Annotated in this window: 17 protein-coding genes; 6 read left to right on the top strand and 11 right to left on the bottom strand. The window is 70.3% G+C overall.

Features of this window, described 5'->3' with window-relative positions; all coding sequences use genetic code 11:
• Positions 1-53: 53 nt before the first annotated feature.
• Both murU and KS03_RS15100 read right to left on the bottom strand, forming a co-directional pair.
• Entirely contained in the window at positions 54-800 is a 747-nt protein-coding gene (gene murU / locus KS03_RS15105; protein ID WP_015876982.1) for an N-acetylmuramate alpha-1-phosphate uridylyltransferase MurU, read from the bottom strand.
• 20 nt (positions 801-820) lie between these two features.
• Entirely contained in the window at positions 821-1,891 is a 1,071-nt protein-coding gene (locus KS03_RS15100; protein WP_015876981.1) for an aminoglycoside phosphotransferase family protein, read from the bottom strand.
• A gap of 232 nt (positions 1,892-2,123) precedes the next feature.
• Between KS03_RS15100 and KS03_RS15095 the strand changes: the two genes are divergently transcribed.
• The 5 genes from KS03_RS15095 to gloA all read left to right on the top strand — a co-directional run bounded on the left by KS03_RS15095 (position 2,124) and on the right by gloA (position 8,314).
• A complete protein-coding gene (locus KS03_RS15095) occupies positions 2,124-4,481 on the top strand; it encodes an LPS-assembly protein LptD (RefSeq protein WP_015876980.1) in 2,358 nt (785 codons plus the stop codon).
• 72 nt (positions 4,482-4,553) lie between these two features.
• The gene (locus tag KS03_RS15090; RefSeq protein ID WP_015876979.1) at positions 4,554-5,909 is read left to right on the top strand and encodes a peptidylprolyl isomerase; all 1,356 of its coding nucleotides are present in this window, start codon (positions 4,554-4,556) and stop codon (positions 5,907-5,909) included.
• Between the two features lie 11 nt (positions 5,910-5,920).
• The gene (gene pdxA, locus KS03_RS15085) at positions 5,921-6,913 is read left to right on the top strand and encodes a 4-hydroxythreonine-4-phosphate dehydrogenase PdxA (RefSeq protein ID WP_015876978.1); all 993 of its coding nucleotides are present in this window, start codon (positions 5,921-5,923) and stop codon (positions 6,911-6,913) included.
• 35 nt (positions 6,914-6,948) lie between these two features.
• Positions 6,949-7,779: a 16S rRNA (adenine(1518)-N(6)/adenine(1519)-N(6))-dimethyltransferase RsmA gene (gene rsmA / locus KS03_RS15080; protein WP_015876977.1), complete on the top strand. Its 831-nt coding sequence runs from the start codon at positions 6,949-6,951 to the stop codon at positions 7,777-7,779.
• A 145-nt stretch (positions 7,780-7,924) separates the two neighbouring features.
• Entirely contained in the window at positions 7,925-8,314 is a 390-nt protein-coding gene (gene gloA, locus KS03_RS15075) for a lactoylglutathione lyase (RefSeq protein WP_015876976.1), read from the top strand.
• Between the two features lie 68 nt (positions 8,315-8,382).
• Here gloA and KS03_RS15070 read toward each other — a convergent pair whose 3' ends face one another.
• The 5 genes from KS03_RS15070 to glyQ all read right to left on the bottom strand — a co-directional run bounded on the left by KS03_RS15070 (position 8,383) and on the right by glyQ (position 13,863).
• The gene (locus tag KS03_RS15070) at positions 8,383-9,225 is read right to left on the bottom strand and encodes a M48 family metallopeptidase (RefSeq protein ID WP_015876975.1); all 843 of its coding nucleotides are present in this window, start codon (positions 9,223-9,225) and stop codon (positions 8,383-8,385) included.
• A 79-nt stretch (positions 9,226-9,304) separates the two neighbouring features.
• Positions 9,305-10,051 carry a lysophospholipid acyltransferase family protein gene (locus KS03_RS15065; RefSeq protein WP_015876974.1) on the bottom strand — a complete coding sequence of 249 codons (747 nt, stop codon included), beginning with the start codon at positions 10,049-10,051 and terminating at the stop codon, positions 9,305-9,307.
• Between the two features lie 55 nt (positions 10,052-10,106).
• On the bottom strand, positions 10,107-10,670 hold the full coding sequence (gmhB, locus tag KS03_RS15060) for a D-glycero-beta-D-manno-heptose 1,7-bisphosphate 7-phosphatase (protein WP_015876973.1): 564 nt from the start codon (positions 10,668-10,670) through the stop codon (positions 10,107-10,109).
• A gap of 69 nt (positions 10,671-10,739) precedes the next feature.
• A complete protein-coding gene (glyS, locus tag KS03_RS15055; protein ID WP_015876972.1) occupies positions 10,740-12,839 on the bottom strand; it encodes a glycine--tRNA ligase subunit beta in 2,100 nt (699 codons plus the stop codon).
• Positions 12,840-12,855: 16 nt separating this feature from the next.
• Complete coding sequence (gene glyQ / locus KS03_RS15050) at positions 12,856-13,863, bottom strand: glycine--tRNA ligase subunit alpha (RefSeq protein WP_015876971.1); 1,008 nt, start codon at positions 13,861-13,863, stop codon at positions 12,856-12,858.
• Between the two features lie 299 nt (positions 13,864-14,162).
• Here glyQ and KS03_RS15045 point away from each other — a divergent pair, with 299 nt between their 5' ends.
• Positions 14,163-15,818, top strand: coding sequence for a tetratricopeptide repeat protein (locus tag KS03_RS15045; RefSeq protein WP_015876970.1), 1,656 nt, complete (start codon positions 14,163-14,165; stop codon positions 15,816-15,818).
• 34 nt (positions 15,819-15,852) lie between these two features.
• Here KS03_RS15045 and lnt read toward each other — a convergent pair whose 3' ends face one another.
• From lnt to ybeY, 4 genes are all read right to left on the bottom strand, one after another.
• Positions 15,853-17,463 carry an apolipoprotein N-acyltransferase gene (lnt, locus tag KS03_RS15040; RefSeq protein ID WP_015876969.1) on the bottom strand — a complete coding sequence of 537 codons (1,611 nt, stop codon included), beginning with the start codon at positions 17,461-17,463 and terminating at the stop codon, positions 15,853-15,855.
• A gap of 43 nt (positions 17,464-17,506) precedes the next feature.
• Positions 17,507-18,397, bottom strand: a complete 891-nt coding sequence (locus KS03_RS15035) for an HlyC/CorC family transporter (RefSeq protein WP_015876968.1) — start codon at positions 18,395-18,397, stop codon at positions 17,507-17,509.
• A gap of 288 nt (positions 18,398-18,685) precedes the next feature.
• Complete coding sequence (locus KS03_RS15030) at positions 18,686-19,318, bottom strand: gamma-glutamylcyclotransferase (RefSeq protein ID WP_015876967.1); 633 nt, start codon at positions 19,316-19,318, stop codon at positions 18,686-18,688.
• 58 nt (positions 19,319-19,376) lie between these two features.
• Positions 19,377-20,195 carry an rRNA maturation RNase YbeY gene (gene ybeY, locus KS03_RS15025; RefSeq protein WP_015876966.1) on the bottom strand — a complete coding sequence of 273 codons (819 nt, stop codon included), beginning with the start codon at positions 20,193-20,195 and terminating at the stop codon, positions 19,377-19,379.
• Between the last annotated feature and the right edge of the window lie 46 nt (positions 20,196-20,241).

Genomic DNA, 20,241 nt, shown 5'->3' with positions numbered 1-20,241 from the left:
GGTAAGCCGCGCGCGGGCGGTTCGCGCCCACGCGCGCCGCGCCGGCCCGGCCGCTAGCGGGCAGCCCGCAGCCGCGCGTCGAGTTCGGCCAGCTGCGCCGGCGTGCCGACGTTTTCCCAGATCCCCTCGTACCGTTCGCCGGTCGCGCGGCCCGCCGCGATCGCCGCGTGGTAGTAGGGCGTGAGCGCGCGCCGCGTGCCGCGCGGCAGGTCGGCGAACATCCGCACGTCGTAGAGCCCGATGTTGCCGAACGTGACGCGCGGCGCGTCGGTGCCGAGCGAGAGCCGGCCGTCGGCGTCGAGCGCGAAATCGCCGTCGGGGTGGAACGGCGGGTTCGGCACCATCACGAGGTGCAGGCCCGGCGCGTCGAGCGCGGCCATCCGTGCCGCGTGCCCGCGCAGCGAGGCATAGTCGAATTCACAGAACACGTCGCCGCTGACGGCGAGGAACACGGGCGAGCGCGCCGTGCCGCCGGCATCGGGCGCGCCGGCCCCGGTCAGCAGCGGCAGCGCCTGCGCGATGCCGCCCGCGGTTTCGAGCGCCTCGCCCTCGGCCGAATAGCGCAGCCGCACGCCCCAGCTCGCACCGTCGCCGAGCGCGGCCTCGAGGCGCGCGCCCAGCCAGGCATGGTTGATCACGATGGTCGTGAAGCCGGCCGCGGCAAGCCGTTCGATCTGCCAGACGATCAGCGGCTTGCCGCCGGCTTCGAGCAGCGGTTTCGGGCAGGTGTCGGTGAGCGGGCGCATCCGTTCGCCGCGTCCGGCGGCGAAGATCATCGCGGTATCGAGCACGGCGGTCATGGCGTGGGCGGAGCAGGGGCTCAGAACGTGTAACCGACCTCGACGGACGGCTGTCCCTCGAGTTCGTCGAGCAGGTTCGCGAACGGCGCGAGCGGCCGGTAGCGCTGCGCGACCTTGCGCGCGTAGCCGAGGAAGCGCGGCAGGTCGTCGAGGTAGCGCGGCTTGCCGTCCCGATAGTGGATGCGCGGGAACAGCCCGAGCACCTTGATGTGGCGCTGCAGTCCGGTCCATTCGAGCTGGCGGTAGAACTCGCCGAAATCGGCCTCGACGGGCAGGCCGGCCTGTTTGGCCCGCTCCCAGTAGTAAATGAAGCAGTCGAGCTCGAATTCCTCGTCCCAACTGATGAACGCGTCGCGCAGCAGCGAGACGACGTCGTAGCCGAGCGGCCCCCAGACGGCGTCCTGAAAGTCGAGCACGCCGGGGTTCGGCGCCGTGATCATCAGGTTGCGCGGCATGAAGTCACGCAGCATGAAGCCCTGCGGCTGCCCGAGCGCGTTCGCCACCAGCAGCGCGAAGGTGCGGTCGAGCACGCCGCGCTGGCGCGCGTCGAGCGTCTTGCCGAGATGGCGGCCCACGTACCACTCGGGCATCAGTTCCATCTCGCGGCGCAGGAAGGCCTCGTCGAACGGCGGCAGCACGCCCTCGCGCGAGGCGAGTTGCCAGCGTACCAGCGCGTCGAGCGCGTCGCGCATCAGCGGCCGCGCCGCGCCGGGGTCGGCCGGGTCGAGGGCGCCGATGTAGGTGGCGCGGCCCAGATCGGTGACCAGCATGAAGCCCGCCTCCAGGTCGCATTCGTGAACCGTCGGCGCATGCAGGCCGGCGGCCGCCAGCAGCCCCGCGATCTGCACGAACTCGCGGCACTTCTCGGGCGGCGGCGCGTCGACGGCGATCAGCGTGCCGCACGGCTCGGTGCCGCTCGCCAGCCGGAAGTAGCGCCGGAAGCTGGCGTCGGCCGAGGCGGGCGCCAGCGAGGCGAGGTCGAGCGCGTAGCGCGGAGCGAACCCGGAAAGCCAGGCGAGCAGCCGCTCGCGGCGGTCGTCGCGGCCGTCGGTGGGCGAGGCGGGGGAGGCGGCGGAGGAAGGGGGCGTCATCGAAACGGAAACTCGGCGGAGGGGGGAACGTCTTGCCATATAATACCCCACGACTTTTTTGACGCGTCCCGTGTCAATCCCCGCCGGTTGCGGGTCGCAGCGCGGCTGCGGCCCGTCGTGCCGCCCGCCGATCGCCTTGCTTCGTGTGCGCCGCGTCGCAGTCACGGTTCGATTGCGCGGGCCTCGACGAGCGAACGCCAGGGATCTGCCGGGACCGATTCGCCCGATATCGATGCCGCCCAAACCGATTTTCCCGCTCGTATCCTGCAGCGAACCCGCGATCCGCAAACGGCGCCTCGCGGCGGCGCTGCTCGCCGTGCCCGGTTTCGTGCCCGCGATCGCGCAGGCGCAACTGGTGGGCGCGGCCGCGCAGCCGCAGCCGCTCGGCTCTCCCTGGGACCTGCGCCTTGCGCCGCAGCTCGAGGAACATCCGCTGCGCCCCGGCACGAAGCCGGCCGGCTTCGTGCTCGCCGACCACGCGAGCGGCACGGTCGACCAGGACCTGGCCGCCAAGGGGTCGGCCGAGCTGCGCCGCGGCACCACGATCGTGAAGGCCGACGCGCTGCACTACGATCAGGACACCGACATGGCCGACGCCTACGGCCACGTCACGTTGTCGGGCAGCGGCACCACGTTCTCGGGGCCGGAGGCCCATCTGAAGGTCGAGGCCAACCAGGGCACGATGACCACGCCGAAGTACCGCTTCACGACCACCGGCGGCTCGGGCAGCGCGAAGCAGGTCGAACTGCTCGACAGCGAGCGCTCGGTATTTACCGACGCGACCTACACGGCCTGCCAGTGCGAGCAGCCGGCCTGGTACATCCGGGGCGGCCGCTTCGAGTTCGACACCGGCGCCGACGAGGGCGTGGCGCGCGACGGCGTGCTGTTCTTCCAGGGCGTGCCGATTTTCGCGAGCCCCTGGCTGACGTTCCCGCTGTCGGGCGAGCGCCGCAGCGGCTTCCTGCCGCCGACGGTCTCGCTGAGCTCGACCAACGGCTTCGAGCTGTCGCTGCCGTACTACTTCAACATCGCGCCGAACCGCGACCTGACGCTGACGCCGGAGATCATCGCCAAGCGCGGCATGTTCACGCGTGCCGAGTTCCGCTATCTGTCGCCGAACTACTCGGGCTCGCTCACGGGCGAGTTCCTGCCTAACGATCGGCTGACGCACACGAACCGCTACGCCGTCTACTGGGAGCACCAGCAGAACTTCGGCGGCGGCTTCGGCGGTTACGTCTATTACAACAAGGTCTCGGACAATACTTATCCGGAAGACCTCGGCGCGACCAATCAGTTCATCAACGGCACCCAGACGCTGTACCAGCAGGAAGCGGGCCTCACCTACAACAAGGGTCCGTGGTCGGTGCTCACGCGCTACCAGCACTGGCAGACGCTGCCGCCGTCGATCGCGCCGTATGGCCGCGAGCCGCAGCTGAACGTGAAGTACGCGAAGTACGACGTGGGCGGCTTCGACTTCGGCGCCGAGGCCGACTACTCGCGCTTCCGGATCACCACGGCGGACCAGCCCGAGGGCGACCGCGTGATGTTCAACCCCTACGTCTCGTATGGGGTCTACGGTCCGGGCTACTTCATCGTGCCGAAGGCGCAACTGCACGTCGCGTCGTACGACCTCACGACGACGACGGGCGGCATCCCCGGCCAGCCGAAGCGTTTCACCTACTCGATCCCGACCTTCTCGCTCGACAGCGGTCTGGAGTTCGACCGCTCGGTGCGGCTGTTCGGGCAGGACTTCATCCAGACGCTCGAGCCGCGGCTGTTCTACGTCTACACGCCGTACCGCAACCAGCTCGACGCGCCGCTGTTCGATACCGCCGAGTCCGACTTCGGGCTCGCCGAGATCTTCACCACCAACACCTTCGTCGGCAACGACCGGATCGCCGACGAGAACCGCATCACCGCCGCGCTGACCACGCGATTCCTGAACCCGGCCACGGGCGACGAGCGCGCGCGCTTCGTGATCGCGCAGCAGTATTACTTCACCAACCAGCGCACCACGCTGCTGCCGACCGACTCGGTCGCGCAGGCGCGCCACTCGGACCTGATCCTCGGCGCCTCGGTGAAGCTCGGTGCCGGCTTCGCGTCGGAGACGGCGTTCCAGTACAACGCCGACAACAATCAGCTCGTGAAGTCGAGCGTCGGCTTCGGCTACAGTCCCGGCGAGCGCAGCGTGATCAACGTGGCCTATCGCTACACGCGCGCCAATACCACGCTCAACGGCGATCCGATCAATCAGGTGCTGATCTCGGGCCAGTGGCCGCTCACGCGCCATTTGTACGCGGTCGGCCGCTTCAATTACGATCTGGCCAGCAACCGGGTGGTCGACGGTCTACTCGGCTTCCAGTACGATGCCGACTGCTGGGCGCTCGGCGTCGGCGTGCAGCGCTACGCGAACGGCGTCAACACGTCGGGCCAGCAGAGCTCGGCGACGCGCTTCATGGCGCAGCTGACGCTCAAGGGGCTGACGAGCATCGACAACGGGCTCGTCGCCGCGTTCCGCCAGGGCATTCCGGGCTATACGCCGCTGCCGCCCCAGGCCCCGCCGCTGGCCCGTTTCAGCAACTATGAGTAACCAAGCTTCGCGCACCATCGCCGCGCCTGACACGGTGCCGGCCAGCCTGCTTTCAATGGAGTCTCCGTGGCAATGAAGAAAACCCTTCGCTTCGCAGCAATCGTGTCCGGCCTCGTCGCCGCCATGTCGCTGCTGTCCGTCACGCCGGCGGTCGCGCAAGCGCTCGGTTCGAATGGCGCGACGCTGGCCGACGAGGTCGTCGCCGTCGTCAACAACGACGTGATCACCGGCCGCGAGCTCGACCAGCGGGTCGACCTGATCGCGCGCCGGCTGCGGCAGCAGAAGGCGCCGGTGCCGCCCATCGACGAGTTGCGCATGCAGGTGCTGAACCAGATGGTGTTGGAGCGCATCCAGGTGCAGAAGGCGAAGGAGGACGGCATCGTGGTGGACGACGCGATGGTGCAGGCCACGCTGCAGCGCCTGGCCGCCGCCAACAACATGTCGCTCGACCAGTACCGCGCGCGGCTCGAGGCCGAAGGGGTGCCCTGGAACATCTTCGTCAGCGACGCGCGCACCGAACTGATGCTCTCGCGCCTGCGCGAGAAGGAAGTGGACAGCAAGATCACCGTGTCCGACGCCGAGGTGGCCAGCTACATCGCGAGCCAGCGCGGCCCGAACGCGGGTTCGCAGCAGGACCTCCGGCTCGAGCACATCTTCGTGGCCGCCCCGCAGAACGCGCCGGAAACGCAGATCGACGCCGCCCGGAAGAAGGCCGAGGGCCTGCTCAAGCAGGCCCTCGCGCCGGGCGCCGATTTCGAGCGGCTCGCGAAGAACAATTCCGAGGCGAAGGACGCGAAGTCGGGCGGCGACCTCGGCTTCAAGCCGCCGGGCTCGCTGCCGGCCGACGTGGTGCAGGCCGTCGCGCAACTGCGGCCGGGCCAGGTCAATCCGGCGCTGATCCGCGTGCCGGACGGCTTCGAGATCGTGCGTCTGGTCGATCGCCGCCCCGCGCAGGGCACCTCGGCCGCGTCGCCGAAGATCGTGCAGACCCACGTGCGCCACATCCTGCTGCGCGTCGGCGAAGGCAAGTCCGAGGCGCAGGCGCGCCAGCAGCTGATCGACATCCGCAACAAGGTGGAGGCGGGCGGCGATTTCGCGAGCTTCGCGCGCACCTACTCGCAGGACGGCTCGGCCTCGCAGGGCGGCGATCTCGGCTGGATCAGCCCGGGCGAGACGGTGCCGGAATTCGAGCGCGCCATGAATTCGCTGCAGGACGGCCAGATCAGCAACCCGGTGCGCACCGAGTACGGCTATCACCTGATCCAGGTGCTCGGCCGCCGCGACGCGGAAGGCTCGATCCAGCAGCAGATGGACATCGCGCGTCAGGCGATCGGCCAGCGCAAGGCCGAGCAGGCCTATGCCGACTGGCTGCGCGAGCTGCGCGATTCGTCCTACGTGCAGATCAAGATCGGCCAGCCGCAGCCCTGAGCGAGCCCGCCATGGCCACCGACCCGACGCTGCGCATCGCGATCACCACCGGCGAGCCGGCCGGGGTCGGCCCCGAGCTGAGCGCGCGCGCGCTTGCCGAGGCGCCGCTGCGCTGGCCCGACGCGTGCTTCGAGGTGCTGTGCGACGCGGCGCTGTTCGCCGAACGCGCGCAGGCGGCCGGCGTCGATCCGGCCGCGCTCGGCGTCGGCCAGCGCGTGACGGTGGCGCATCGCCCGCTCGCCGCGCCGGCGCGGGCCGGGCAGCTCGACGCGGCCAACGGCCGCTACGTGCTGGGCCTGCTCGACGCGGCGATCGACGGCGCGGTGGCGGGCCGCTACGACGCGATCGTCACGGCGCCGCTGCAGAAGAGCACCATCAACGATGCCGGCGTACCGTTCACCGGCCATACCGAATATCTGGCCGAGCGCACCGGCACGCCGCGCGTCGTGATGATGCTGGCCGGCACCGGCGAGCGGCCGCTGCGCGTCGCACTCGCCACCACGCACCTGCCGCTCAAGGACGTGTCGGCCGCGCTGACGATCGACTCGCTGGTCGAGACGCTCGCCATCGTCGACGCCGACCTGCGCCGCCATTTCGGCCTGGCCGCCCCGCGCATCCTCGTCACCGGCCTGAACCCGCACGCGGGCGAGAACGGCTACCTCGGCCGCGAGGAGATCGACGTGATCGCGCCGGCGCTGGCCGAGGCCAAGGCGCGCGGCATCGACGCGCGCGGCCCGTATCCGGCCGACACGCTGTTCCAGCCGCGCTACCTCGAGCACGCCGACTGCGTGCTCGCGATGTTCCATGACCAGGGCCTGCCGGTGCTCAAGTTCGCGACGTTCGGCGAAGGCATCAATGTCACGCTCGGCCTGCCGATCGTGCGCACCTCGGTCGACCATGGCACCGCGCTCGATCTGGCCGGCACCGGCCGCGCCGATCCGGGCAGCCTGATCGCCGCGCTCGACACCGCGGTCGCGATGGCGCGCCACCGCCGCGGTGCCTGAGGCACCGCTCGCTCCACTTTCGTTTGATTCTTTCGATGTCGAACAGCAGACAGCACCAGGGACACTTCGCGCGCAAGCGCTTCGGGCAGAACTTTCTCGTCGACACCGGCGTGATCGACTCGATCGTCTCGACGATCCGCCCCGAGCGCGGCCAGCGCATGGTCGAGATCGGCCCCGGCCTCGGCGCGCTGACCGGCCCCGTGATCGAGCGGCTCGCCACGCCGGAGGCGCCGCTGCACGCCGTCGAGCTCGACCGCGACCTGATCGGCCGCCTCAAGCAGCGCTTCGGCAGCCTGCTGGAGCTGCATGCCGGCGACGCGCTCGGGTTCGATTTCGGCGCGCTCGCGCTGCCGGGCGAGCAGCCGTCGCTGCGCATCATCGGCAATCTGCCCTACAACATCTCCAGCCCGCTGCTGTTCCACCTGATGAGGTTCGCCGAACGCGTGGTGGACCAGCACTTCATGCTGCAGAACGAGGTGGTCGAGCGGATGGTGGCCGAGCCGGGCAGCAAGGCGTTCAGCCGGCTGTCGGTGATGCTGCAGTACCGCTACGTGATGGACAAGCTGATCGACGTGCCGCCCGAGTCGTTCCAGCCGCCGCCGAAGGTCGATTCGGCGATCGTGCGGATGATTCCGCATGCGCCGCACGAGCTGGCCGAGGTGGATGTCGGCGTGCTCGGCGAGGTGGTCACGGCGGCCTTCTCGCAGCGCCGCAAGATGCTGCGCAACACGCTCGGCGCGTACCGCGACGTGGTCGATTTCGAGGCGCTCGGCTTCGATCTGGCGCGCCGCGCCGAGGACGTCGGCGTGGCCGAATACGTGAGGCTGGCGCGCACGGTCGCCGCGACGCGGCCCGCCGCCGGCTGAGGCGGGCGGCGGCGCGGGCCGTCATGCCCGCGGTCCGGATCGGCCGGCCGGGCCGGTTCGCGGATGCGCCGGCCCGCCGGCGAAAATCGGCCGCGTCTGGTAAATTCGGCTGTTCCCCCAGATGGTTTACACGGAGTTCCCCACCATGCGAATGCTGCATACGATGCTGCGCGTCGGCGATCTCGACCGCTCGATCCAGTTCTACACCGGGCTGCTCGGCATGAAGCTGCTGCGCCGCAACGACTATCCGGAAGGCAGGTTCACGCTCGCGTTCGTCGGTTACGAAGCGGAATCGACCGGCACCGTGATCGAGCTGACCCACAACTGGGACACGCCGTCCTATGAGATCGGCACCGGTTTCGGCCACCTCGCGATCGAGGTCGACGACGCCTACGCGGCCTGCGAGCGCATCAAGGCGCAGGGCGGCAAGGTCACGCGCGAAGCGGGCCCGATGAAGCACGGCACGACCGTGATCGCATTCGTCGAGGACCCGGACGGCTACAAGATCGAATTCATCCAGCGCAAGTCGCACTGAGCCGGATGCCCATGAAAAACGGCGCCTCACGCGAGGCGCCGTTTTTCATGGCGCGGCATGCTGCGCGCCTACAGCGCGGGCAGCAGCTCGGGCGGATGGTGCTTGAGCGTGTGCCGCGCCTCGCGGAATTCCGGGAAGATCGATTCGACCGTCTGCCAGAACGCGGGGCTGTGATTCATCTCGCGCAGGTGCGAGAGTTCGTGCGCGACCACGTAGTCGATGATCGAGACCGGGAAATGCACGAGCCGCCAGTTCAGGCGGATCTTGCCGTCGCTCGAGCAGCTGCCCCAGCGCGTCGAGGCCGACGACAGCGCATAGGCGCTGTAGCTGACGCCGAGCTTCTGCGCGTACACCACCAGCCGCTCGCCGAAGATGCGCCTGGCCTCGCCCTGCAGCCAGCCCTGCACGCGGTCCTTGATCTGCTGCGGCCCGGCATGCGCGGGCAGCCCGAGCGCGAGCACCGAACGCGCCGCGTCGTAGCCGAGCGAGCCGTCGGCCGACGCCAGCGCGATCTCGACCGGCTTGCCGAGGAACGGGATGCGCGCGCCGTCCTTCCAGTCGATCTGCGGCAGCGCGCGCTGCTCGATGCGGGTCTGCCATTCGGCGAGCTTCACGAAGATCCAGCGGCGCTTCTCGGCGATCGCGGACTCGATGTCGGCGAGCGTGACCCAGCGCGGCGCGGTGATGGTGAGCCCGCTGCCGTCGATCGCGAAGCCGATGGTGCGGCGTGCCGAGCGCTTGAGCCGGTACTCGAGGACGCGGCCGTCGAGCGTCAGCGAGCGCCGCGACCGGTCGCGCTCGGGCGACGGCGAAGCGGGCGGCGCGGGCGGCGGGCCGTCGAACAGCGGCAGATCGAGCTGGTGGTGATCGAGTGCGACGACGGCGGGCCGTGGCCTGGGACGCTTGGGCATCAGTTCGCTTCGTTTGGCGGTGCGCAATATGAATGAAACCTTGAATCGGGGTCGTGCGGCGGGCTCCGGCCGGGCATCGTCAGCGGCGCTCGCCGCTTGCGCCTCGATAGGCGTCGGGATCGATGCGGCGCATTTCCGTCTCGATCCACTGCTCGACGCGCGCATTCAGCTCCTCCGGGGTGAGGCCGCGCGAATCGATCGGCTTACCGATCGACACCGTGACTATACCCGGATACTTGATGAACGAATTGCGCGGCCACACGCGCCCCGCATTATGGGCGATCGGCACCACCGGCGCGCCGGTGCCCACCGCGAAGCGCACGCCGCCCGTCTTGTACTTGCCCTGGCTGCCGGTGGGGGTGCGCGTGCCTTCCGGGAACATGATCACCCAGGCGCCCTCGGCGAGGCGCTTCTTGCCCTGCCGGATCACCGAGTCGAATGCGTTCTTGCCTTCGCTGCGGTTGATGTGGACCATGTGCAGCAGCCCGAGCGCCCAGCCGAAGAACGGCACGTAGAGCAGCTCGCGCTTGAACACGTAGCAGAGCGGGCGCGGCATCAGTGCCGGAAACGCGAGCGTCTCCCACGCCGACTGGTGTTTCGAGAGCAGCACGGCCGGCCCGTCGGGCAGGTTCTCGAAGCCCTCGATGCGGTAGCGGATGCCGTTCAGCCAGCGCGTCACCGCGAGCGTGGAGCGGCACCAGCCCGCCGCCATCCAGTAGCGCGCGTCGGGACGCAGGAACGGGAACGCGATGAAACAGGCGGTGGCGTAGGGCACCGTGTACAGCACGAAGAAGATCAGCAGCAGCAGCGAACGGAGGAGGCGCATCGGAGTCGGGGGCTCGGGGGTGGGGAGGGGGCGGCGGGCGGCGGCGGATGCCCCCTCAGGCCGGCTCACGGGACAGGAAATCGAGCGCGAAGGCGCGCAGGTCGTCGTGCACGCGCGTGCCGTCGGGCAGGTTGCCGGCGGCCAGCGTCCGGCGGCCCTTGCCGGTCAGCACCAGGTGCGGCTGGAAGCCCAGCGCGGCGCCCGCCTGCAGGTCGCGCAGCGAATCCCCGACGACCGGCGTCTGGTCGGGCTCGACCTCGAAGCGCTCGGCGATCATCGCCATCATGCCGGGCTTCGGCTTGCGGCACTCGCAGTTGTCGCCGGCCGTGTGCGGGCAGAAGAACACCGCGTCGATGCGCGCGCCCACCGCCGCGGCGGCCTTGTGCATCTTCAGGTGCATCGCGTTGAGCGCGGCCATGTCGAACAGTCCGCGGCCGATGCCCGACTGGTTGGTCGCCACCACCACGCGATAGCCCGCGTGGTTGAGCCGCCCGATCGCCTCGAGGGCGCCGGGCAGCGTGATCCATTCGTCGGGCGTCTTGATGAACGCGTCCGAATCGACGTTGATGACGCCGTCCCGGTCGAGGACGACGAGCTTGCGGTTGGCATTCGTCGGCATGGCGTGCTCTCCTGGCGCTGGCTGGCGGTGGGCCGCCCGGGGCGGCGGGTTGGGCGGCGGTGAGGGCGCTCAGGCGGCGAGCTTCGAGATGTCCGCCACGCAGTTCATCTGCTGGTGCAGCGCCCCGAGCAAGGCGAGGCGGTTGGCGCGCAGCGCCGGGTCCTCGGCGTTCACCATCACGTCGTTGAAGAACGTGTCGACCGGCGCGCGCAGCGCGGCGAGCGCCGACAGCGCGCCCGTGTAGTCGCGCGCGGCGAGCTGCGCCTGCACGCGCGGGGCGACCTGCGCGAGCTCGGCGGCCAGCGCCTGCTCGGCCGCCTCGGCCAGCAGCGCCGCGTCGACTTCGCCCGGCGCGCCGCCTTCGGACTTCTTCAGGATGTTCGAGATGCGCTTGTTGGCGGCCGCGAGCGCCCCGGCCTCGGCCAGACGCGTGAACTCGCGCACCGCGTCCAGGCGTGCGATCAGGTCGTCGACGCGGCTCGGCTCGAGGCCCAGCACCGCGTCGATCTCGCCCGTCGAGTAGCCGCGCTCGCGCAGCAGGCCGCGCAGCCGATCGAGGAAGAACGCATAGATCGCGTCGGTCGATTCGGCCACCCCGGCGATGCCGGCGAAGCTCGCGTAGGTGGTGCGCAGCAGGCCGCGCAGGTCGAGCGGCAGCTGCTTCTCGACGAGCAGGCGCAGCACGCCGAGCGCGTGGCGGCGCAGCGCGAACGGGTCCTTCTCGCCGGTCGGCGCGAGGCCGATGCCCCAGATGCCGACGATCGTCTCGAGCTTGTCGGCCAGCGCCACTGCCGTGCTGACCGGCGCGGCCGGCAGCGCGTCGCCCGAGAAGCGCGGCTGGTAGTGCTCGGTGCAGGCCACGGCCACTTCGTCGGCCTCGCCGTCGTGGCGCGCGTAGTAGGTGCCCATGGTGCCCTGCAGTTCGGGGAACTCGCCGACCATGTCGGTCAGCAGGTCGGCCTTCGCGAGCCGCGCGGCGCGGCGCGCGAGCGCGGCATCGGCGCCGACGGCCGGCGCGATCTGCTCGGCCAGCGATTCGATGCGCTCGACGCGCGCCAGCTGCGAGCCGAGCTTGTTGTGATAGACGACGTTGGCCAGGCGCGGCACGCGGTCCACCAGTGGGGTCTTCTTGTCGGTCTCGAAGAAGAACTTCGCGTCGGCCAGGCGCGGGCGCACCACGCGCTCGTTGCCGTCGATGATCTCGGCCGGGGTGGCCGTCTCGATGTTCGAGACGATCAGGAAGCGCGAGCGCAGCTTGCCGGCCGCGTCGGTCAGCGCGAAATACTTCTGGTTGGTCTGCATGGTCAGGATCAGGCATTCCTGCGGCACCTGCAGGAACTCGTCCTCGAACTTGCAGGCGTAGACCACCGGCCATTCCACCAGCGCGTTGACTTCATCGAGCAGCCACTCGGGCATCACCACGGCGTCGCCGCCGGCGTGCTCGGCGAGCGCGGTGCGGATCGATTCGCGGCGGTCGGCGAAGTGCGCGATCACGCGGCCCTTCTCGCGCAGCGTGTCGGCATAGCGGCTCGCCGAGCCGATCGCGACGAGCCCGTCCGACAGGAAGCGGTGGCCGAGCGTGGTGTCGCCGGCGTCGATGCCGAACGCCGACACCGGCACCACGTGCGTGCCGTGCAGCACGGTCAGGCGTTTCACGGGGCGCACGAACTGCACGTCGGTGCCGTCCGGGCGCTGGTAGGTCATCACCTTCGGGATCGGCAGCTTCGCTAGCGTCTCGTCGAGCGCGGCCTGCAGCCCGTCGGCGAGCGTCGCGCCGGGCGCCGAATAGTTGACGAAGAACGCCTCGGCCTTGCCGTCCTGCGCGCGTTCGAGATCGGCGACCGTCAGGTTCGGATGGCCGAGCGCGGCGAGCTTCTTGGCAAGCGGCGCGGTGGGCTGGCCGGCCGCGTCGAGCGCGACCGACACCGGCAGCACCTTTTCGCGGACCTGGCGCTGCGGGGCGACGGCGCGCACGTTGGTGATCACCACGGCCAGCCGGCGCGGCGTGGCATAGCGTTCGAAGACGGGCGCGCCGTCGGTCAGGTCGCGCGCGGCGAGGCGCTGGGCGAGGCCCTCGGCGAACGCGTCGCCGAGGCGCGCGAGCGCCTTCGGCGGCAGTTCCTCGGTCAGCAGTTCGACCAGCAGCGGAGCGGATTGGATGTGCGTCATGATGGGGGGAATCTCGTCAGTCCTGATCGATCTTGCGTTCGGCCTTCAGCGGCGGCGCCCAGCCGGGCTGTGCCGCGTCCTGCGCGTCGGTCGTGAGGCCCGGCACGCCGCGGATCGGGTCGCCGATCATCGGGAAGCCGAGCGCCTCGCGCGATTCGTAGTAGCTCTGCGCGACGAGGCGCGACAGCGCGCGAATCCGGCCGATGTAGGCGGCGCGCTCGGTCACCGAGATCGCGCCGCGCGCGTCGAGCAGGTTGAACGTGTGGCCGGCCTTGAGCACCAGCTCGTAGGCGGGCAGCGCGAGCTTCGCCTCGATCATGCGCTTCGCCTCCGCTTCGTAGCTGTTGAAGAACGTGAACAGCAGGTCGACGTTGGCGTACTCGAAGTTGTAGGTCGACTGCTCGACCTCGTTCTGGTGGTAGACGTCGCGATAGGTCAGGCGCCGCGTCTGCGGGCCGTTCGGGCCCAGCTCCTCCCACTCCGTCCAGACCAGGTCGTAGATGTTCTCGACCTTCTGCAGGTACATCGCGAGCCGCTCGATGCCGTAGGTGATCTCGCCGAGCACGGGCTTGCAGTCGAGGCCGCCCACCTGCTGGAAGTAGGTGAACTGCGTCACCTCCATGCCGTTGAGCCAGACTTCCCAGCCGAGGCCCCAGGCACCCAGCGTCGGATTTTCCCAGTCGTCCTCGACGAAGCGCACGTCGTTCTGCTTCAGGTCGAAGCCGAGCGCCTCGAGCGAGCCGAGATACAGGTCGAGGATGTTCTCCGGTGCCGGCTTCATCACCACCTGGTATTGGTAGTAGTGCTGCAGGCGGTTCGGATTCTCGCCGTAGCGGCCATCCTTCGGGCGGCGCGATGGCTGCACGTAGGCGGCGCGCCACGGTTCGGGGCCGATCGCGCGCAGGAACGTGTGGACGTGCGAGGTGCCGGCGCCGACTTCCATGTCGATCGGCTGGAGCAGGGCACAACCCTGTTTGTCCCAGTAGGACTGGAGCGTCAGGATGATTTGCTGAAACGTGAGCATGAGGGGCCTTCGTAGGCGCTTTGCGTTCCGGGGTGAAGCCGGCGCGAGCGGGCTCGGGCCGGGGCTCCAGTCCGGCGCGCGGCTTGGATGGGCGTAAAGCGCGTAATTTTACCGGATCGGCGCGACGCTGCGGCCGCGACCGCCGCCACGGACTGCCGGGCCGGCCGCACGCGGCCGCGGCGGTTGGCTTTCACGCCGCGCAAGCGGGTGCGCAGCAGGTCGCGAACGACGGCGTGGCGGGCGCCGCGCGTTAAGATGCCCGGACTGCCGCTCGTGCCGATCATGGACCGATGACGCTCATGTTCAAACCGCCCGTCGACCCGCATTTTCCGTTCTACCCGCCGTTCCTCGAGTTCCTGCGCGAGGCCGCCGCCGCCGGCGCAGCGGGCCGCGAGACGGCGCGTGCGGTGTGGCTCGACGCCGCCTCGCGGCTGCACGCGCTCGACTACGCGGCGCTCGCGCGGCTGACCGCGAGCCTGATCGAGCGCCAGCGCCACGCCGATGCGGCCGAGTTCGCGAGCTGCCTGTGGCGCATCGAGCCCGACGTGGCCGCGCTCGCGTTCAATTGCGGCTACGCGCTGCAGATGGGCGGCCGCCACGCCGAGGCGCTCGCGCCGTACCGGCACGCGCTGGCGCTCGATCCCGACTGGCCGTCGCTGCGCAACAACCTGGCGCTCGCGATCCGCCTGTCGAACGGCGATCCGGCCGAGGAGCTCGCGCTGTTCGAGCAGGCCGTCGCGGCGAACCCGCGCGACGAACAGGCCTGGATCAACCTGATCGTCTCGTATCGGGCGCGCGGCGATCTCGCGGGTGCGCTCGCCGCCGCCGGGCAGGCGCTCGCGCTCGCGCCCGACAGCGCGCTCGCCTGCAACAACGCGAGCTGTGCCTACAAGGAGGCGCAGCGCTGGGACGAGGCCGAGCGCTGCGCGCGACGCGCGCTCGAGCTCTCGCCCGGCGACCCCGCGTTTCGCTTCAATCTCGCCATCATCGAGCTCGTGCGCGGCAACTTCGCCGCCGGCTGGCTCGGCCACGAGGCACGCTGGCAGGGCTCGCTCGAGCTGCGCGCCTCGTGGCCGAGCCTGCCGGCGCCGCGCTGGCGCGGCGAGCCGCTGGCGGGCAGGACGCTGCTGGTATGGGGCGAGCAGGGCATGGGCGACCTGCTGCAGCTGTGCCGCACCATCCCGCTGCTGGCCGAGCGCGTGCATCGAGAAGGCGGGCGGCTCGTCTGGAACGCGTTCGCGCAGATGGGCGCGCTGCTCTCGCGCAGTCTCGGCAGCTACGTCGAGCTTTATCTCGACGAGGCCGACGCCGATCGGCTGCCGCCCGCCGATTACCACCTGCCGATCGGCAGCGTGGCGTGGCAGCTCGGCCTGCCCGACGCGGCGGCCGGCGCGGCCGTGCCCTACCTGCGCGCCGACGCGGCCGCGCGCGAGGCGTGGCGCACCCGCCTGGCGGCCGAGGCGCGGCCCGGCGAGCGGCTGCGCGTGGGGCTCGCCTGGACCGGCAGCGCCGGGCACCAGCGCAATCCGTTTCGGCGCATCGACATCGGGCGCTATGCGGCGGCCTTCGCGGGCATCGAGGGTGTGAGCTTCCACTCGCTGCAGCCGGGCGGCGAGGCCGAGGTGGCCGCCGCGCGCGCGCTCGGCCTGCCGATCGTCGATCACAGCGCCGAATGGCGCAGCTTCGACGACACGGCCGCCTATCTCGGCGCGCTCGACCTCGTGATCACCGTCTGCACCTCGATCGCCCACCTGAGCGGGGCGCTGGGACAGGCCTGCTGGGTGTTGCTCGACGTCAATCCGCATTGGGTCTGGCAGCTCGAGCGCCGCGACAGTCCGTTGTATCCGAGCGCGACGCTGTACCGGCAGCCGGCCTTCATGCAATGGCAGCCGGTGCTCGACGCGGTCGCGCGGGATCTGCGCGCGCTGGCGGCGACGGGCGGCCGGGGCGGGTGAGGTGAGGCGAGGCCGGCCCGGCGCCGGCCGGGCCTCAGCCGCGCCGGCGCAGCCGCGGCCCGGCCGCCAGCGCGAACGCGAGCAGCAGCGCGGCCACGGCCAGCACGATCGCGTTGCCGTGGGCGACGAACGGCGTGATGCCCTGGGTGCCCTCGATCGTCACGTCGAGCGAGCCGACCGTGAACGGCTTGAGGCGTCCGATCACGCGGCCGTGCGCATCGATCGCCGCGGTCATGCCGGTGTTGGTGGCGCGCAGCATCGGCCGGCCCGTTTCCAGCGCACGCATCCGCGCGATCTGCAGGTGCTGGTCGAGCGCGATGGTGTCGCCGAACCAGGCCAGGTTCGTGACGTTGACGAGCACGCCCGGCGACGGCGAGTTGTCGCGCACGGTCGCCGCGATCTCCTCGCCGAAGATGTCCTCGTAGCAGATGTCGGCCATCACCGGCTGGTCGTGGACCAGGAACGGCGGCTGCACCGGCGCGCCGCGCGCGAAGTCGCCGAGCGGCATCTTCATCAGCTTCACGAACCAGTGAAAGCCCCACGGGATGAACTCGCCGAACGGCACCAGATGGTGCTTGTCGTAGTGGTAGATCTTCATCGAGCCCGGCGACACGCCGTACAGGCTGTTGGTGTAGTCGACGATGCTGCCGTCGGGCAGGATCGTGTCGCCGACGGCGCCGAACAGCACCGAGGTGCCGGTCCGGTCGACGAAGCTGCGCACCGCCTTCGCGAACGGCGCCGGCACGTCCTGGATCATCACCGCGATCGCCGTCTCGGGCGTGACGACGAGATCGGCCGGCTTCTCGGTGATCATCTTCGTGTACATGCGGATCGCCGCGTCGATGCCGGCCTGCTCGAACTTGATGTCCTGCTTCACGTTGCCTTGCAGCAGGCGCACGTTGAGCGGCTTGTTCTCGGGCTGGGTCCACGGCACCAGCGGCAGCAGCAGGCCGAGCACCACGAGCGCGGCGGCCAGCGCGGCCGGGGCGAACGCGCCGCCGCGCGCGCGGCGCGCGCGCACGATGGCGTTGACCACCAGCGCCGCGAACAGCGCGAGCACCCAGCCGATGCCGTAGACGCCCGCCACCGGCGCATAGCCGGCGAACGGGCCGTCCACCTGCGGATAGCCGCTCGCCAGCCACGGAAAGCCGGTCAGCACGGTGCCGCGCGCCCATTCGCCCAGCGCCCAGGCGCTCGCGAACGCGAACGCGCCGTGCCACGACGGCGCGAACGCCTGCCCCGCGCGCTTGCCCGCGGCCAGCGCCCAGGCCAGCGACGACAGCGCCGGATAGAGCGCGAGGTAGAGGCAGCACAGCACGAGCGCGCCGGCCGCGATCGGCGTGGCCATCTCGCCGTACACGTGCATGCTGATGAACAGCCACCAGATGCCGGACAGGAAGTTGCCGAAGCCGAACGCGGCGCCGGTCAGCGTGGCTTGCCCGCGCGTCGCGCTGCGCGCGAGCTGCGCGTAGAACCAGATGAACACGAGCAGCTGCAGCCAGCCGCCGTGCGGCGTGGGCGCGAAGCTCAGCGTGTTGGCCGCGCCCGCGAGCAGCGCGGCCGGATAGTGCCAGCGCGGCAGCGCGCGGCTGCCGGCCGCGAAAGTGGCGCCGCGTCGCGCGCGGGTCGGGAACGATTCGGCCATGCGGGTCGAGGGTGAGGCGTTGACTGAGGAGGCGGCCGGACGATCAGTCCGCGCCGGCCGATTCGCCGCGGCGGCCGGCGGCGAGCGGGTCGCGGCGCACCAGCAGCACGTGGATCTGGCGTGCGTCGCCGCGCTGGATCTCGAAGATCAGCCGGCCCAGCCGCAGTTTTTCGCCGCGATGCGGCACGCGGCCGAAATGATGGGTGATCAGCCCGCCGATGGTGTCGACCTCGTCGTCGGGGAAGTCGGTGCCGAACGTCTCGTTGAACTGCGAGATCTCGGTCAGCGCGCGCACCCGGAAGCGCCCGTCGGGCGCCGAGATGATGTTGCCGGCTTCCTCGTCGAAGTCGTATTCGTCTTCGATGTCGCCGACGATCTGTTCCAGCACGTCCTCGATCGTGATGAGGCCGGCCACGCCGCCGTATTCGTCGACCACGATCGCCAGGTGGTTGCGGTTCACGCGGAAGTCGTGCAGCAGCACGTTCAGGCGCTTCGACTCGGGGATGAACACGGCCGGGCGCAGCATCCCGCGCACGTCGAATTCCTCTTCCGCGTAGAAGCGCAGCAGGTCCTTCGCGAGCAGCACGCCGATCACGTTGTCGCGGTTCTCTTCGTAGACGGGGTAGCGCGAGTGTGCCTTGTCGAGCACGAACGGAATGAAATCCTCGGGCTTGTCGGCGATGTTGAGCGCGTCCATCTGCGCACGCGGCACCATGATGTCGCGCGCGCAGAGGTCGGAGACCTGGAACACGCCCTCGATCATCGACAGGGAATCGGCGTCGATCAGGTTGCGCTCGTGCGCGTCCTGCAGGATTTCGAGCAGCTCGCCGCGCGATTCAGGCTCGGGCGAGATGAAATCGGTCAGGCGTTCGAGAAGCGAACGCTTTTCGGAAGGTTTGTCGGCGGACTTTCGACTGGGATACGAATCGTTCATGGTGGTGCGCCCGGGGCGGACCGCGGACGCGTGATCACGGAGTTGGCAAGGATACACCAAGGCCGTGGTGCTGCCGTGTCGGCCGGATGGCGAACGCGGAGGCCGGCCCGGCGGCTCGCGTCCATCCTAACCCGGAAACGGCGCCGCGCCCAACGGGCCAAAAAGCGGGGCGCGCGCGGCCGGCCGGATGCCCCGGCCGAGGCGGGCGGCCGCACCTTCGGGCGTGACGGCCGGCCGTCCGCCCGAAAACGGGGCCTGCTGGCGCCGCGCGGGCCGCCGGCGCTCGTCTCAGCCGCAGCGCGCGAGCAGCGCCTCCAGCGCACGGTCGGGAATGCCGCTTTCGCGCAGCGCGGCCACGGTGCGCGTCACGTAGTCGAGCGTGGTGCCGTAGCGGCCCTGCGCGCTGCCGAACACGGCGCGCACCACCTCGTCGGACAGCTTGCCGGTGTAGGTCGGCACGTCGCGACGCATCACGAACGCGAGCGCGCGTACCCGCTGGCCGGTCCTGAGCGTGCAGGGCAGCCAGGCGGGCCGGTACGAACCCATCGGCATTTCGCGCTGCCAGAGCGTTTCGAGATGCGGCAGCGCGCTGGGCCCGGCGATCCGGAACGCCACGCCGCTGCATGAGCCGCCGCGGTCGAGCGCGAGCACGAGGCCCGGCCGCTCGGGCGTGCCGCGGTTGACGCGCGACCACAGATAGAGGCCGCGGTGATAGCCGTGGACGCGCCCGTGGACCTGTTCGACGGTCGGCAGGCCGGGATTCCAGATCAGCGAGCCATAGCCGAACAGCCAGAGATCGGCCTGGCGGTCCCAGTGCGCCAGCGTCGCCTGGAGCGAGGCGGCGAGTTCGGCTTCGGAGAGCAGCCGGCCGGAGCCGATCGACGGCGGATACGCGTTGGTGGCGGGAAAGGGCGTACTCACGATGGGGGCTCGCGGCCGGTTCAGGGAATCGACGATGCCCGGCCGGCCGTGCTGCCCCTTATTGATACGGGTTCGGGAAGCCGAGCTTGGCGAGGATGTCGGTTTCGAGCGCTTCCATTTCGGCCGCGTCCTCCTCGCTACGTTCGTGATCATACCCCTGCGCGTGCAGCGCGCCATGGACGAGCAGATGCGCGTAATGGGCCAGGAGCGGCTTGTCCTGCTCGGCTGCCTCCTTTTCCACCACCGGGCAGCAGATCACCAGATCGCCGATCGTGGTGCCGTCGGGCGCCGCGTCGTAGGCGAAGGTCAGCACGTTGGTGGGGTAGTCCTTCTTGCGGTAGCCGCGGTTCAGTTCGCGGCCTTCCTGCTCGCCGACGAAGCGCACCGTGAGCTGCGCATCGGCCGACAGCGAGGTCGACAGCCATTCGGCGATCAGCTTGCGCTTGGGCAGCGTCTTGCGCTGCGCGGTGGTGATCTCGTCGCCGTATTGCACGACCAGTTCGAGCTCGGGGGCGCCGGCCGGCGGCGGGGCGTCGTCGTCGTCGCAGGGGGCCGCTGCGTTGCCGTCGAGATCGGGCAGGATCGCGTCGGCCGCGGCCGCTTCGGCGCCCACCGACAGCGTGAGGCTGTCGTAGTGTTCGGGGCGCAACGTCAGCGTCGCGCGCTGCTCGGGATCGGCATGCTGCGCGACGATCGCGACCGAGGCGTCGCCGGCACCGCCGGACAGGTCGAACATCAGCGCGCGGCCGTCGGGAAAATCGATGCGCAGGCCCTGCGCGTCGATCGACTTGACCTTGCCGCGTTCGTCGAACAGCGAGACGCGGGGGGCGCCGGTGAGGGCGGGCTTGGAGGCTTTCTGGGAGCGGGAGGATTTCATCGCTGGAGGAGCAAACGCAATCGTCCGAGCATACACCAAACGGCCT

The sequence above is a fragment of the Burkholderia glumae LMG 2196 = ATCC 33617 genome (genome assembly GCF_000960995.1).
In the GTDB taxonomy this organism is placed as follows: Bacteria; Pseudomonadota; Gammaproteobacteria; order Burkholderiales; family Burkholderiaceae; genus Burkholderia; species Burkholderia glumae.
This window is presented reverse-complemented; position numbering and strand designations above follow the sequence as displayed.

What these genes read in the sequence shown, in the direction of transcription:
- KS03_RS15070 (WP_015876975.1), bottom strand. Translation starts at nt 9,225, where the DNA reads ATGCCCAAGCGTCCCAGGCCACGGCCCGCCGTCGTCGCACTCGATCAC.
- glyS (WP_015876972.1), bottom strand. Translation starts at nt 12,839, where the DNA reads ATGACGCACATCCAATCCGCTCCGCTGCTGGTCGAACTGCTGACCGAG.
- KS03_RS15065 (WP_015876974.1), bottom strand. Translation starts at nt 10,051, where the DNA reads ATGCGCCTCCTCCGTTCGCTGCTGCTGCTGATCTTCTTCGTGCTGTAC.
- KS03_RS15100 (WP_015876981.1), bottom strand. Translation starts at nt 1,891, where the DNA reads ATGACGCCCCCTTCCTCCGCCGCCTCCCCCGCCTCGCCCACCGACGGC.
- KS03_RS15035 (WP_015876968.1), bottom strand. Translation starts at nt 18,397, where the DNA reads ATGAACGATTCGTATCCCAGTCGAAAGTCCGCCGACAAACCTTCCGAA.
- gloA (WP_015876976.1), top strand. Translation starts at nt 7,925, where the DNA reads ATGCGAATGCTGCATACGATGCTGCGCGTCGGCGATCTCGACCGCTCG.
- murU (WP_015876982.1), bottom strand. Translation starts at nt 800, where the DNA reads ATGACCGCCGTGCTCGATACCGCGATGATCTTCGCCGCCGGACGCGGC.
- gmhB (WP_015876973.1), bottom strand. Translation starts at nt 10,670, where the DNA reads ATGCCGACGAATGCCAACCGCAAGCTCGTCGTCCTCGACCGGGACGGC.
- ybeY (WP_015876966.1), bottom strand. Translation starts at nt 20,195, where the DNA reads ATGAAATCCTCCCGCTCCCAGAAAGCCTCCAAGCCCGCCCTCACCGGC.
- pdxA (WP_015876978.1), top strand. Translation starts at nt 5,921, where the DNA reads ATGGCCACCGACCCGACGCTGCGCATCGCGATCACCACCGGCGAGCCG.
- KS03_RS15045 (WP_015876970.1), top strand. Translation starts at nt 14,163, where the DNA reads ATGTTCAAACCGCCCGTCGACCCGCATTTTCCGTTCTACCCGCCGTTC.
- glyQ (WP_015876971.1), bottom strand. Translation starts at nt 13,863, where the DNA reads ATGCTCACGTTTCAGCAAATCATCCTGACGCTCCAGTCCTACTGGGAC.
- rsmA (WP_015876977.1), top strand. Translation starts at nt 6,949, where the DNA reads ATGTCGAACAGCAGACAGCACCAGGGACACTTCGCGCGCAAGCGCTTC.
- KS03_RS15090 (WP_015876979.1), top strand. Translation starts at nt 4,554, where the DNA reads ATGAAGAAAACCCTTCGCTTCGCAGCAATCGTGTCCGGCCTCGTCGCC.
- lnt (WP_015876969.1), bottom strand. Translation starts at nt 17,463, where the DNA reads ATGGCCGAATCGTTCCCGACCCGCGCGCGACGCGGCGCCACTTTCGCG.
- KS03_RS15095 (WP_015876980.1), top strand. Translation starts at nt 2,124, where the DNA reads ATGCCGCCCAAACCGATTTTCCCGCTCGTATCCTGCAGCGAACCCGCG.